Origin of the sequence: Cupriavidus taiwanensis, from assembly GCF_900250115.1 — a bacterium.
GTDB classification, from domain to species: Bacteria; Pseudomonadota; Gammaproteobacteria; order Burkholderiales; family Burkholderiaceae; genus Cupriavidus; species Cupriavidus taiwanensis_B.
In genome coordinates this window covers 1,930,399-1,944,482 of the sequence record NZ_LT984804.1, presented here as the reverse complement: position 1 = coordinate 1,944,482, position 14,084 = coordinate 1,930,399, and the positions used below count along the sequence as shown (strand labels likewise).

Here is a 14,084-nt window from a genome sequence, read left to right as displayed (position 1 = left end):
GGATTCCATGGTTCGTTATGCAAGGGCTGCACTCAGGCGGCCTGGCGCTGCGTTGCCGGCGCGGCGTCGTGCTGCGCCACCAGGGCGCGCACGCGCGGGATCAGCTCGCGGCCGTAGTCGATGGCGTCTTCCAGCGGATCGAAGCCGCGGATCAGGAAGGTGGTGACGCCCAGCTCGTAGTAGGCCAGCAGCGCCTGCGCGACCTGCTCGGGCGTGCCGACCAGCCCGGTGGAGTTGGAGCGCCCGCCGGTCTCGCGCGCGATCGCGGTCCACAGGCGCTGGTCGACGCGGTCGCCTTGCCCGGCCGCCGCCAGCAGGCGGCGTGCGCCCTCGCTCTGCTGCGGGCCGCCGCGGCTGTAGCCGGCCTGCACGCGCAGCGCGCGGGTGCGCTCGAGGATGCGCTCGGCGCGGGCCCAGGCCTTGTCTTCGGTGTCGGCCAGGATCGGGCGGAACGAGACCGAGAAGCGCACCGTGCGGCCGTGCCGCGCGGCTTCGGCGCGCACGCGGGTGGTCAGCTCGCGCACCTGGTCGAGCGACTCGCCCCACAGCGCGTAGACGTCGGCATGCTTGCCGGCAACCGCCAGCGCGACCGCCGAGGCGCCGCCGAAATAGATCGGCACATGCGGCTGCTGCGCGGGCTTGACCTCGGAGAAGCCCTGGGTAAAGCGATAGAACTGGCCTTCGTGGTCGAACGGCCTGGCCTCGGTCCAGATGCGGCGCAGGATGTGCAGGTACTCGTCGGTGCGCGCATAGCGCTGGTCATGGTCGAGGAAGTCGCCGTCGCGCTGCTGCTCGCTGTCCGAGCCGCCGGAGATGAAATGCACGCCCAGGCGGCCGCCGCTGAACTGGTCGAGCGTGGCGATCTGGCGCGCGGCCAGCGTCGGCGCGGTAAAGCCGGGGCGGTGCGCCAGCATGAAGTGGATACGCTCGGTGACGCTGGCGGCGTAGGCAATGGTCAGCGTCGCCGACGGGCCGGTGGAGTGGTGCGGCACCAGGATGCGGTCGAAGCCGGCCTCTTCATGCGCCCGGGCAAACGCGCGCACGTACTCGCGATCGATCACGGGGCCTGACGGGGGGTGGATCTCGGACTGTTTCTGGCTCTGGATCATGCCAATGAAATCGACGCTCATATGCGCTCTCCTGGAAGTCGTTGTCGGGTTGGCTTGGGCTGAGGCAGAAATTACGACAGCGGCGCGGCCGCGCTAACGAATAAAAACGACGCTCCATATTCGATAAGCATCGTTTTCGCCGGACAGCGGCGGCGCTACGCTAGGCGGCATTCGCTGCGCCTCGCGCGCTCATCTTTTTCCGGAGTCCCGTTCCATGTCCTTGACGTCTGCCCTGCGCCGGCTGCCCGCCAGCGATGCGCGCCTTGGCGAGGTGCTGGCGGCGCTGTCCGCGCGCTTTGCCGGCACTGCCGGCGCGCACGATGCCGCGGCCAGCTTCCCGCACGACAACTTTGCCCAGCTGCACGCCCATGGCCTGATCGCGCAGGTAGTGCCGCGCGCGCACGGTGGCGGCGGGGCGGGCCTGGCGCAGGCGCGCCGCATCGTGGCCACGCTGGCCGGCGGCGACGCCGCGACCGCGCTGGTGCTGACCATGACTTACCTGCAGCACCGCGCCATCGCCCGCGCGGACTCGCACTGGCCGGCGGCGCTGCGCGCGCAGGTCTTTGCCAGCGCGGTGCAGGAGGGCGCGCTGATCAATTCGCTGCGCGTGGAACCGCAGCTGGGCTCGCCCGCCCGCGGCGGCCTGCCGGCCACGGTGGCGACGCGGGCGGCCGACGGCTGGCGCGTCAGCGGCCGCAAGCTGTACAGCACCGGCATCCCGGCCTTGCGCTGGCTCGCGGTGTGGGCGCGCACCGACGAAGCGCAGCCGCGCGTGGGCGTGTTCCTGGTGCCGGGGCCCGCGTCGGGTATCGCCGGCGTGCGCATCGTCGAGAACTGGAACCACCTTGGCCTGCGTGCCTCGGGCAGCCACGAGACCGTGCTCGACAATGTCTGGATTCCGCCGGACCACGCTGTCGATCTCCGTGCACCGTCGGCGTGGGCGCCGGCAGCCGCCAGCCAGGCGGACCTCGATGCCAACGCCGACCAGCAGGCCTGGATGGTGGTGCTGCTGGGCAGCCTCTATGACGCGGTGGCGCGCGCCGCGTCGGCCTGGCTCAACGACTTCGTGCGCGAGCGTGCGCCCGGCAGCCTGGGCGCGCCGCTGGCCACGCTGCCGCGCGTGCAGGAGGCCATCGGCGAGATCGCCGCGCTGCTGCGGGTCAACCAGGTGCTGCTCGACGACGCCGCGGCGCGCACCGATGCGGGCGCGCCGCCGGCCCTTGCCGACAGCGGCCTGCTGAAGTTCACCGTGACCGGCAACGCCATCCGCGCGGCCGAGCTGGCCCTGCAGCTGTCGGGCAACCACGGACTGAGCCGCCACCACCCGCTCGAGCGCCACTATCGCGACGTGCTGTGCAGCCGCATCCATACGCCGCAGAACGATTCGATCCTGCTCGCCGCCGGGCGCGCGCAGCTGGGCCTGTAAGCGCCGCCGCGCCCGCCGTGCTATGTTTGCGGAGCCAGAGCCCCGCAGAGGGTCGCGCGGCCGGCCCCCGCGCCTGGCAACCACAACGAGACACTCCGGAGCATTCCCATGGGCAGTTCCCCCGATCCCAACGCGCTGGCGCCGCTGCGCGACTTCATCACCGGCCTGGCCGCGCTGCTCGACCAGCATCCCGACGAGTCCCGCATCCTGCGCGAAGGCGGGGCCTTGCTGGCAACGCTGGTGGCGCGCGATGACTGGCTGCCCGAAGCGTGGGCCCGGCCGCACCCCGAGTACTACCAGCAGCACCTGCTGCATTGCGATTCCGCCGAGCGTTTTTCCATCGTCAGCTTCGTCTGGGGACCCGGCCAGCGCACGCCGATCCACGACCACACCGTATGGGGCCTGATCGGCATGCTGCGCGGCGCGGAAGATGCGCAGCCGTTTGCACTCGACACCGCCGGACGGCCGGTTGCCAGCGGCGCGAGCGTGCGCCTGCTGCCCGGCCAGGTCGAAGCCGTGTCGCCGGCCGTGGGCGATATCCATCGCGTCAACAACGTCTACGACGACCGCGTCTCGGTCAGCATCCATGTGTACGGCGCCAATATCGGCGCGGTGCGCCGCTCGGTCTACGCCGAGGACGGCACCCGCAAGCCCTTTGTCTCCGGCTATTCCAACCAGACCCTGCCCAACCCGTGGGACCGCTCCCGCGAACTCGCCCAGTCATGACCAACGTTTCCGCTACGCCGGCCGCGCCAACCGCGCCAGCCTTTACGACGGTTTCTGCCGAAGCCGTGCGCAACGCCTTGCGCCACTGCGACGAGATCGCACTGATCGACGTGCGCGAGGAAGATCCCTTCGCGCAGGAGCATCCGCTGTGGGCCGCCAACTTCCCGCTGTCGCGGCTGGAACTGGACGCGTGGGCGCGCATTCCGCGCCGCGATACGCTGATCGTGGTCTACGGCGACCATGCCGGCGCTGACCTGGCGCCGCGCGCGGCAGCCGTGCTGCAAGGCCTGGGCTATACCAGCGTGCATCTGCTGGAGGGCGGGCTGCGCGCGTGGATCGACGGCGGCGGCGAGGTGTTCCGCGACGTCAACGTGCCGAGCAAGTCGTTCGGCGAAGTGGTGGAAGCCGCCCGCCATACGCCGTCGCTGGCGGCGGAGGAAGTGCAGGCGCTGATCGACAGCCGGGCCGATGTGGTGATCGTCGATGCGCGCCGCTTCGACGAGTACCAGACCATGAGCATCCCCACTGCCACCAGCGTGCCGGGTGCCGAGCTGGTGCTGCGCGTGCGCGAGCTCGCCCCCGATCCGCGCACGCGCGTGATCGTCAACTGCGCGGGCCGCACGCGCAGCATCATCGGCACGCAATCGCTGGTGAACGCGGGGATCCCGAACCCGCTGGCGGCGCTGCGCAACGGCACCATCGGCTGGACCCTGGCCGGCCAGCAGCTGGACCATGGCGCCAGCCGCCGCGCTCCGGCCACGGTCAGCGCTGCCAACCGCGACAGCGCCCGCCGCGGCGCGCGCGAGATCGCCGACCGCGCCGGCGTGCGGCGCATTGCGCTGGCGCAGCTGGACACGCTGCAGTCGGCCGGCCGCACCGTGTACCGCTTCGATGTGCGCACGCCCGAGGAATTCGCCGACGGCCACCTGCCAGGCTTCGTCAACGCGCCGGGCGGGCAGCTGGTGCAGGAAACCGACCACAGCGCACCGGTGCGCGGCGCGCGCATCGTGCTGGCCGACGACGATGACGTGCGCGCCGGCATGACGGGATCCTGGCTGGCGCAGATGGGGTGGGAGGTCTGGGTGGTGGAACCGGTGGCCGCCTCGGCGCGCAGCGAGACCGGGCCGGTCGCCGCGCCGGTGCCGACGCCGGCGCCCGTAGCCAGCGTTGGCACGGCGCAGCTGGCCGCATGGCTGGAGGCCGGCGACGACAGCACCGCCGTGCTGGATTTCACCACTAGCGCCAACTATGTCACGCGCCATGTCCCGGGCGCGTATTTTGTCATTCGCGCCCAGCTGGCCGACGCGCTGGTCCGCATCCCGCGGCCGCGGCGTTACGTCCTTACCTGCGGCAGCAGCCTGCTGGCGCGCTTTGCCGCCGCCGACCTGCTGCGCCTGACCGATGCGGAGGTGTTGGTGCTGGAGGGCGGCACCCAGGCCTGGATCGCCGCCGGGCTGCCGCTGGAGAGCGGCGAGACGCGCCTGGCCTCGGACCGCACCGACCGCTATCGCCGCCCCTATGAAGGCACCGACAACCCGCGCGAGGCGATGCAGGGCTACCTGGACTGGGAATTCGGCCTGATCGCGCAACTGGAGCGCGACGGGACGCATGGGTTCAGGGTGGTGTAGGGCGTGGTGTTGCGTTCTGCATGCGCTCCTGCATTTTATGCAGGAGGCTTGGGGCAGGGCGTTTAAGCCGCTTAATTTCAGGTGAAGATCGAACGAAACAGGGGCTTCGTTGCGGATCCGATCCGTCTAAAAAAAGGCGCCAAAGACGCAGGTGCTCTCTACAGCAAGGGAACGAACGTAACGATTCCCAGTCAATCGTAATCGTTCAGTTACAATGCTGTCCTGCAGCATCCCGGCGCTTCCGCACATCTGGAGCCCCGGCGCTGCTGCCAATGCCCCCGATCCCATGCGACTGTTGTTCCTGCTGCTGACTGCCATGTGCTTGTCGCTGCTCTCCTTTGGAGCGGCGGCGGACGCGCGCGCAGCCATGCCGGGGCCACAGCAGGCAGGTGTGGACCTGATCGACATGGCGGCGGCACAGCCGATCGACGACCTGGGCCGCATCGTGGTGCCGGGCGACGACGGCCTGCACGACGACGATATCTGCGATGACCCGCCTCCCGGATACTGCAATATCTGGTCGGCCGACCTGCTCGATCCGCTCGACCTGCTCGACGAGATCGAAGAATCCAGCGCGCTGATTGCGTTACCCCCGGTGAAGCTGCTGCTGCCCACCGGCGACGTGGCCCAGCCCCCGCCAGGCCGCGCCGATCCGCCACCTTCGGCCTTTTTCCGGCCACCCATAGCCCTCGCCTGATCGTTTCCTGCGCCCGCGTCGTGCGCGCTGCCGCACGCAGCCGCCCAGCCGCGGGCCGCGCCCCCTTGCCTGACATCGCCAGCCTGCCTGCCGCCTGACCGCGCCGGCAAGCCGCCGCCGTTGTGCGCCCTGCCGTGATTGCGTCCCCGTGGCTGCTTCACCTGGGGCGGGCGGCGGCGTGGCGAGAGAGGCAGCCGTATCGCTTGCTTTCCCGACTCATGACAACAACCAAGCTGACCCTGATCGCGTCGCTTTCGCTGATGGCGCTTGCCGTGGCCCCGGCCCAGGCCGGAGCCCAAGGCGGCACGACCGCGAAGGCGACGGACCCGGCCGGTGCCCCGGCCCGCACACCGCTGTCCAAGCCGGCCGCCGCGCCGCTGCCGGGCGCCGCCATCCTGGCCGCCGCCGCCATACCGAAGGCCGCCCCGGCCGGCGCTGCCGCTGCCGGACCCGCCTACTCGCTGCCCCGGTTGCTCGACCTGGCCCAGTCCACCAACAAGGGCGTGGCCGCCGCCGAGGCCAACGTCGATGCGGCCAGCGCCGCCATCAGCAGCGCCCGCGCCTATCCGAATCCGCAGGTCGAGGTGATGTATGGCCGCCTGTCCGGCAAGCAGCCGGGCGTGACCAGCGGCAATGCGCCCAGCTATGCGGTGGTGCAGAAGTTCGATTACCCGCACCAGCGCAGCTTGCGCGAGGCCATGGCGAGCCGCGGGCTGGAATCGTCGCAGGCGGTGCGGCAGGGCTTCCGCGCCGACCTCGCCGCGCGCGTGAAGACCGCCTATTACGACGTGCTGCGCCGCGAGAGCGAGCTGCATGCGGCCGAGGAAGATCTGGCGATGATGCGCCAGATCCATTCGCGCGCGCGCCTGCGCGTGGAAGTGGGCGAGGCCCCGCGCTACGAGCTGATCAAGGCCGAGACCGAACTGCTGGCGTCGCAGAAGAGCCAGCAGACCGCCGAGCTGCGCGTCAACCAGGCCAAGGCCGCGCTGCGCCAGCAGGTGGGCGGGGCCATGCCGGGCAAGTTCACGCTGGCGGGCACGCTGGGCCAGGCGCCCGACGTGCCGCCGCTGCCGGCGCTGCGCGACACCATGACCGCCGGCAACGCCGAACTGGTCCAGCGCCGCATGGAGCTGGAGCGCGCGCAGCTGGGCGTCGATTACCAGAAGTCGCTGCGCTGGCCGGAAGTGGCGCTGCGCGCCAGCACCGACCGCCAGCCTGACAACAACGTGTCGCAGATCGGCCTGATCCTGACCATCCCGCTGTGGGACCGCCGCAGCGGCCCGGTGGGCGAAGCCACCGCGCAAGCCACGCAGGCGCGCAGCGCGCTGGAGATGCGCGAGTTCGAGCTGACCCAGGAACTGGAAGCGGCCTACCGCCAGTACGAGATCAACCAGGCCCAGGTGACGGCGCTGGAGTCCGGCATCGTGCGCGAGGCCGAGTCGGCGCTGGGCGTGGCCGAGGCCGCCTACCGCTTCGGCGAGCGCGGCATCCTGGACTACCTCGATGCCCAGCGCGTGCTGCGTGGCGCGCGCAATGAGCTGATCGCCGCGCAGTATGACCTGCAGCTGGCCGCGATCCAGATCGAAAAGCTTATGTCGACCGCCCCGGGCGCCACCGCCGCGCCGGGCCTGCAGCCGACGTCCAACATCGAACAGAAATAACCATGCGTCCCAATTTCCTGCTTTCGCTGACGGCCGCCGCCGTCCTGACGTTCAGCCTGGCGGCCTGTTCCGACCAACCTGAACCGGTCGCCGAAGCGCCCAAGCTGCCGCCCGGCGTGATCCAGCCCGAGGGCAACCTGCAGAAGGGGCTGAAGGTGGCCCCCGTGGCCGCCTCCCCGTTCAGCGAGATGCTGCGCGTGGCCGGCCGCATCGACTTCGACGAGCAGCGCGTGTCGCGCATCGGCGCCAGCGTGACCGGCCGCGTGACTGACCTCTATGCCACCCTGGGCCAGGAAGTGAAGGCCGGCCAGGTGCTGGCGCGCCTGCACAGCAGCGAGCTGGGCGCGGCGCAGATGGCGTTCCTGAAGAGCGAGGCCCAGACCGAACTGCAGGGCCGCAACGCCGAGCGCGCGCGCCAGCTGTTCGCGGTCGACGTGATCGGCCGCGGCGAACTGCAGCGCCGCGAGAGCGAACTGGCGATCGCCTCGGCCGAGATGCGCGCCTATCGTGACCAGCTGCGCGTGCTGGGCATGTCGGCAGGCTCGATCGCGCAACTGGCCAAGAGCGGCAGCATCAACTCGCACTCGCCGGTGTATTCGAGCATCAGCGGCACCGTGGTCGAGCGCAGCGTCGCGCAGGGCCAGGTGGTCCAGCCCGCCGACGCCCTCTACACCGTGGCCGACCTGTCGCGCGTATGGGTGGTGGCCGAGGTGCCCGAGCAGCAGGCCGCGCAGGTGGCCGAGGGCCAGAGCGTCGAGATCGAGGTGCCGTCGCTGACCAACGGCGCCGGACGCCAGACCATTACCGGCAAGCTGATCTACGTCGGCCGCACGGTCAGCCCGGAGTCGCGCACGGTGCTGGTCCGCACCGAACTGGAGAACCGCGAGGGCCGGCTCAAGCCCGCCATGCTGGCCAGCATGCTGATTGCCGGCAAGCCGGTCGACCAGCTGGTGGTGCCGGCGGCGGCGGTGGTGCGCGACGGCAACGACGAGCTGGTCTATGTCGAGATGCCGGGCAACAAGTACCGCCTGACCCGCGTCAAGCTGGGCGCCGAAAGCGACGGCATGCGCGTGGTCCAGAACGGCGTGAAGGCCGGCGACCGCATCGTGGTCGAGGGCGCCTTCCACCTGGACAACGAGCGCAAGCGCCTCGAGCAAGGGTAATCGGCCATGATGAAATCCCTAGTCGAAGCCGCCATCAAGCAGCGGCTGGTGGTGTGCGTGCTGGCCGTGGTGCTGTTCTTCTTCGGCCTGCGCGCTGCCACCAAGCTGTCGGTGGATGCGTTCCCGGACGTGACCAACGTGCAGGTGCAGATCGCCACCGAAGCCGCGGGCCGTTCGCCCGAGGAAGTGGAGCGCTTTGTCACCGTGCCGGTGGAAATGGCCATGACCGGCCTGCCCGGGCTGGAAGAGATGCGCTCGCTGAACAAGGCGGGCCTGTCGCTGATCACGCTGGTGTTCACCGATGCCACCGACGTGTACTTCGCGCGCCAGCTGGTGATGGAGCGGCTGATCGAAGTCGGCGGGCGCATGCCGGAGGGCGTCACGCCCGTGCTGGGACCGGTCTCGACCGGCCTGGGCGAGGTCTACCAGTACACGCTGGACCGCGCCGACGACGGCGACCGCGAGCTGACCCAGGAAGAACTGGCCGAGCGCCGCATCGCCCAGGACTGGGTGGTGCGGCCGCTGCTGCGCTCGATTCCCGGCGTGGCCGAAATCAATTCGCAGGGCGGTTATGTGCGCCAGTACCAGGCGCTGGTCAACCCGGAGCGGATGCGCCATTACGGTGTCTCGATCCAGCAGGTCTATGAGGCGCTGGCGCGCAACAACGCCAACTCCGGCGGCGGCGTGCTGCCGCACTACGCCGAGCAGTACCTGATCCGCGGGGTCGGCCTGGCCAAGGGTGTCGAGGACCTCGGCAGCATCGTGCTGAAGGAAGTCAACGGTACGCCGGTGTACCTGCGCGACGTCGCCAACGTTACCATCGGCCATGAGGTGCGCCAGGGCGCGCTGGTCAAGAACGGCCAGACCGAGGCGGTCGGCGGCATCGTCATGATGATGCGCGGCGGCAATGCCAAGGAGGTGGTCAGCCGCGTCAAGGCCCGCGTGGCCGAGATCAACGAGCGCGGCATGCTGCCGGGCAAGCTGCAGATCGTGCCGTACTACGACCGCAGCGAACTGGTTGACGCGGCGCTGTGGACCGTGACCAAGGTGCTGCTCGAAGGCGTGGTGCTGGTGGTGATCGTGCTGTTCCTGTTCCTGGGCGACGTGCGTTCGTCGATCATCGTGCTGGCCACGCTGGTGCTGACGCCATTGCTGACCTTCATGGTGATGAACGAGGCGGGGCTGTCGGCCAACCTGATGTCGCTGGGGGGGCTGGCGATCGCCATCGGCCTGATGGTCGACGGCTCGGTGGTGGTGGTCGAGAACGCGTTCGAGCGGCTCGGCCACAAGGAGCCCGGACTGAGCAAGACCGAGATCCTGGTCAAGGCGGTGCAGGAAGTGGCCACGCCGGTGATCGTCGGCGTGGGCATCATCATCCTGGTGTTCCTGCCGCTGATGACGCTGTCGGGCATGGAAGGCAAGATGTTCGCGCCGCTGGCGTTCACCATCTCGATTGCGCTGGCGATCTCGCTGTTCCTGTCGCTGACGCTGTCGCCGGTGCTGTCGTCGTACCTGCTCAAGGGCGGCGCCGAGCATGACACCTTCCTGATCGCCTTCATGAAGCGCCACTACCTGCGCCTGCTGCACTGGGCGCTGGGCAACAGCCGCAAGACCGTGCTCAGCGCGGTCGGCGCCTTCGTCGCCACGCTGCTGATCGTGCCGCTGCTGGGCACCTCGTTCATTCCGGAGATGAAGGAAGGCTCGATCGTGCCCGCGATCGACCGCGTGCCCAACATCTCGCTGGAAGAGTCGATCAAGCTGGAGAAGGAAGCCAACAAGCTGGTGCTGGGCGTGCCGGGCGTGAAGTCGGTGGTGTCGGGCGTGGGTCGCGGCGAGAGCCCGGCCGATCCGCAGGGCCAGAACGAATCGACCCCGATCGCCAGCCTGAAGGATCGCGACGAGTGGCCCGACGGCTGGACCCAGGACGATATCGCCAACGCCATCCGGGAAAAGCTCAAGGCGATTCCGGGCGTGCAGATCGTGATGGCGCAGCCGATCTCGGACCGCGTCGACGAAATGGTCAGCGGCGTGCGCTCCGACGTGGCGGTGAAGGTGTTCGGCGATGACCTGGACAAGCTGCGCGAACTGGCGGGCGAGATCGCCCGCGTCGCCGGCGGCATCCAGGGCTCGCAGGATATCCGCATCGAGCGCGTGTCGGGCCAGCAGTACCTGTCGATCGAGATCGACCGCCAGGCGATCGCGCGCTACGGGCTCAACGTGTCGGATATCCATGACGTGATCGAGATCGCCATCGGCGGCAAGCGCGCCACCGACATCTTCGAGGGCGAGCGCCGCTTTGCCGCGGCGGTGCGCCTGCCGGAGGAGTTCCGCAACAACGTGCAGGCGATCCGCCAGCTGCTGGTGAACACGCCCGACGGCATGCAGGTGCCGCTGCAGAGCGTGGCCCGCATCGACGTCAACGACGGTCCCGCGCAGATCAGCCGCGAAATGGCCAAGCGCCGCGTGGTGGTGATGATCAACGTGAAGGATCGCGACCTCGGCGGCTTCGTCGCCGAGCTGCAGCAGGCGGCCGGCGCCAAGGTGAAGCTGCCCGAAGGCTATTACCTCGAGTGGGGCGGCCAGTTCCAGAACATGGAGCGCGCCATGGGCCACCTGAAGATCATCGTGCCGGTCACCATCGCCGCGATCTTCTTCCTGCTGTTCCTGCTGTTCAACTCGCTGCGCTTTGCCACGCTGATCATCACGGTGCTGCCGTTCGCCTCGATCGGCGGCATCATCGGGCTGTTCGTCACCGGCGAATACCTGTCGGTGCCGGCGTCGGTGGGCTTTATCGCGCTGTGGGGCATGGCGGTGCTGAACGGGGTGGTGCTGGTGTCGTACATCCGCACGCTGCGCGACTCGGGCCTGTCGCTCGATGAAGCGGTGGTGCAGGGCGCGACGCAGCGTTTCCGCCCGGTGATGATGACCGCGACCATCGCCATGCTGGGCCTGGTGCCGTTCCTGTTCTCGACTGGCCCCGGCTCTGAAGTGCAGCGCCCGCTGGCGGTGGTGGTGATCGGCGGGCTGATCACATCGACGCTGCTGACGCTGGTGATGGTGCCGACGCTGTACCGCTGGTTTGACGATCGCAAGCCGGATCCGACGCGGGATGTGCCGGTGTAAGGCAGACTCGCTGATCTGAATCGACAGCTGGTTTGCTACCCTCTCCCGCTTGCGGGAGAGGGGCAGGGGGTGAGGGCAGGCACTGGCATACCAACAGGCTTTACTCTCGTAGAGCCTCCGGCCCTCACCCCAACCCTCTCCCGCAAGCGGGAGAGGGAGTACCCCGGCGGTAGATCATAAGCCGGTGGACCTGGCCGGTTGATTAGCCCAAGTACAACGCCCCATGCAAGTCGCTGCTTGCATGGGGCGTTTTTCTTCCCGACTGGCGCAGACACCTACGCCAGCCGCATCTCCAGCTGACGCGTCCACAGTTCCAGCACGAAATCCGGCTCCTCGTGGCGGATATGCCGATACAGCCCGCGCTGCGCGCCGATCGCTTCATGCACCGCCTGCGCGGTAATCTGCTGCTCCGCGAACGGATGCCTGAAATGGCAGGCGACGATGACGCCGTCATCGGCGAGCGCGCCGGCCGCCATCGCCGCGACCTCGTGCCAGTCCGGCTTGGGAAAGTAGTAGCCCAGTTCGGAAAACACCATCAGGTCGAAGCTGCCCTCCGGCCACTGCTGCGGCAGTTCGCCGGTCAGCACGCGTGCCTGCGGGAACGGCGCCAGGCGTTGCCGCGCCTGCTCGGCGGCGCTCTCGGCCAGTTCCATTGCCACCAGCGCATCGCAGCGCGGCGCCAGCGCCACGCTCAGGTGGCCGCCGCCGCAGCCGGGCTCGAAGGCGCGGGCGAAGCGCTCGCGCGGCAGCGTGGCCAGCAGCAGGGCGCGCTTGCGCGCTTCGTACCAGCGCGTGCCGATGCCCCAGGGATCCTCGTTGCGGCCGTACAGGCCGGCGAAATAGTCGCGGTCGACCGGCATGGCGGCGGGCCTCAGTAGCCGTAGTAGGGTGCCTCGCGGTAGTAGCCGGAAGGCTGCGGTGCGCACGGCACGTAGGCGCGGTCGTAGTCGCGGTAGCAATAGCCCGGCGGCACCTCCGGCGCCGCGTAGGAGACCGGCGCGGGGGCGTAGGTGACGGGCGGCGGCGCGACCGGTGCCGCCACCACCGGCGCCGAGGCCAGCATGGCGCCCAGCGCCAGGCCCGCCAGCGCGCCGACCGCCAGCACCGCGCCGGCGTTGGAGCCGCCGTGGTCGTGATGGTGAGGGCCGCGCGCCGAGGCGGACCCGGCGGCTACCAGGGTCGCGGCCAGGACCGCCGCGGCGACGATGCGGGTGGAGGGGCGCATTTCAAACTCCTTGTCATGCACGGCTTGTGTTCCTGAATGATGGACGCAAAGCGGCGATCAAGGTGTTTCCGGCCCCGGGTCGACTTGTTAGCTTTGTAACCGCGGCTTTTAATACCAGCCTTTCGTGACCTTGTGTAAGACGCGGTAAAACGGCCATGTCCGAAACCGCTTATCCGAGCGTTTCGGCCAGCTCTCCCAGCCCGCGCGCACTGGCGGCGAGTTCGCTTGCCAGCGCCGCGACCAGTTCCGCCGCCGGCAGTGCCCGGGCCAGCGGCACCGCCTGGCCGGCCCACTGCGCGGCAAAGTCGGCGCTGCCGCGCGCCCTGGCGGCGGCGTGCAGAGCCTTGCCGGCATCGTAGGCGGTCGGATAGTCGGGCGTGGCCGGTGCACCGGCTGCCGCCCCCAACTCGGTGAAGCGGTTGGCCAGGCCGCGGGCATGGCGGCCGGAAATGGCCCGCGTCAGCACGGTCGGACGCTTGCGCGCCTGCAGCAGCGCCTCGCGGTAGGGGCCGTCGGCCACGGTCTCGGGGCAGGCGATAAACGCGGTGCCGAGCTGCGCGGCCTGCGCGCCGAGCGCCAGCGCCGCGGCGATGCCGGCACCGTCCATGATGCCGCCCGCGGCGATCACCGGCAGGCGGGTCTGGGTCGACAGCACGCGCACCAGCGCGAAGGTGCCCAGTCCCTCGTCGACGGCGGACGGGTCGAACACGCCGCGATGGCCGCCGGCCTCGATGCCCTGCGCGACGATCGCGTCGATGCCCGCCGCCTCGATCGCGCGCGCCTCTTCGAGCGAGGTGGCGCTGGCCAGCAGCACGATGCCGGCGTCGCGTAGCGCGCGGATCCGGCCCGCATCGGGCAGTCCGAAATGGAAGCTGACCACCGCCGGGCGTTCTTCCAGCAGCATCGCGTGCATGGCATCGTCGGTGACGTAGCTGCGGTAGATCTCGCGCAGCGTGGCCGGCGGGGTGGCGCCGAATTCGGCAAAGCGTGGCGCAAGGTAGGCCAGCCACGCCTGCTCGCGCGCGCTATCGGCGACGGCCGGCGCATGGCAGAACACGTTGACGTTGAACGGTCCGCTGGTCAGTGCGCGCGTCTCGCGGATGGCCTTGCGCGCGGCTTCGGCATCCATGGCGCCGACGCCGAGCGAACCCAGTCCGCCGGCATTGGTGACGGCCGCGGCCAGCGCGGGTGTGCTGACACCGGCCATGGGTGCCTGGATGATCGGGGTGCGGATGCCAAGCCTGCGCAACAGCGGCAGCCGGTCAGCGATTGGGGTGGTCTGGGTCAATTTGGCGCTCCTTGGCAAGATTCGATGGCGATGGTGCG

At 69.7% G+C, this 14,084-nt stretch carries 11 protein-coding genes; 7 read left to right on the top strand and 4 right to left on the bottom strand.

Going from position 1 to position 14,084, the window contains the following annotated elements; translation table 11 throughout:
* Positions 1-32: 32 nt before the first annotated feature.
* Entirely contained in the window at positions 33-1,130 is a 1,098-nt protein-coding gene (locus tag CBM2586_RS25470) for an LLM class flavin-dependent oxidoreductase (RefSeq protein ID WP_115663987.1), read from the bottom strand.
* 193 nt (positions 1,131-1,323) lie between these two features.
* Between CBM2586_RS25470 and CBM2586_RS25465 the strand changes: the two genes are divergently transcribed.
* The 7 genes from CBM2586_RS25465 (at position 1,324) to CBM2586_RS25435 (ending at position 11,533) form a co-directional block, all read left to right on the top strand.
* Complete coding sequence (locus CBM2586_RS25465; RefSeq protein WP_115663988.1) at positions 1,324-2,535, top strand: acyl-CoA dehydrogenase family protein; 1,212 nt, start codon at positions 1,324-1,326, stop codon at positions 2,533-2,535.
* A 108-nt stretch (positions 2,536-2,643) separates the two neighbouring features.
* Entirely contained in the window at positions 2,644-3,261 is a 618-nt protein-coding gene (locus tag CBM2586_RS25460) for a cysteine dioxygenase (RefSeq protein WP_115663989.1), read from the top strand.
* Entirely contained in the window at positions 3,258-4,889 is a 1,632-nt protein-coding gene (locus CBM2586_RS25455) for a rhodanese-related sulfurtransferase (RefSeq protein WP_115663990.1), read from the top strand. Before CBM2586_RS25460 ends, CBM2586_RS25455 begins: the two co-directional genes overlap by 4 nt.
* A gap of 286 nt (positions 4,890-5,175) precedes the next feature.
* Complete coding sequence (locus CBM2586_RS25450; protein ID WP_115691482.1) at positions 5,176-5,586, top strand: cobalt-zinc-cadmium resistance protein; 411 nt, start codon at positions 5,176-5,178, stop codon at positions 5,584-5,586.
* A gap of 218 nt (positions 5,587-5,804) precedes the next feature.
* Entirely contained in the window at positions 5,805-7,247 is a 1,443-nt protein-coding gene (locus CBM2586_RS25445; RefSeq protein ID WP_115690561.1) for a TolC family protein, read from the top strand.
* Between the two features lie 2 nt (positions 7,248-7,249).
* Complete coding sequence (locus CBM2586_RS25440; protein WP_115690557.1) at positions 7,250-8,410, top strand: efflux RND transporter periplasmic adaptor subunit; 1,161 nt, start codon at positions 7,250-7,252, stop codon at positions 8,408-8,410.
* A gap of 6 nt (positions 8,411-8,416) precedes the next feature.
* On the top strand, positions 8,417-11,533 hold the full coding sequence (locus CBM2586_RS25435) for an efflux RND transporter permease subunit (RefSeq protein WP_115663994.1): 3,117 nt from the start codon (positions 8,417-8,419) through the stop codon (positions 11,531-11,533).
* 275 nt (positions 11,534-11,808) lie between these two features.
* Here the strand turns inward: CBM2586_RS25435 and CBM2586_RS25430 are convergent, their stop codons facing one another.
* From CBM2586_RS25430 to CBM2586_RS25420, 3 genes are all read right to left on the bottom strand, one after another.
* Entirely contained in the window at positions 11,809-12,393 is a 585-nt protein-coding gene (locus tag CBM2586_RS25430) for a methyltransferase domain-containing protein (protein ID WP_115663995.1), read from the bottom strand.
* 11 nt (positions 12,394-12,404) lie between these two features.
* Positions 12,405-12,758, bottom strand: a complete 354-nt coding sequence (locus tag CBM2586_RS25425; protein WP_115666405.1) for a mechanosensitive ion channel protein MscS — start codon at positions 12,756-12,758, stop codon at positions 12,405-12,407.
* A 169-nt stretch (positions 12,759-12,927) separates the two neighbouring features.
* Positions 12,928-14,046, bottom strand: a complete 1,119-nt coding sequence (locus tag CBM2586_RS25420) for an NAD(P)H-dependent flavin oxidoreductase (protein WP_115690555.1) — start codon at positions 14,044-14,046, stop codon at positions 12,928-12,930.
* Positions 14,047-14,084 lie beyond the last annotated feature (38 nt).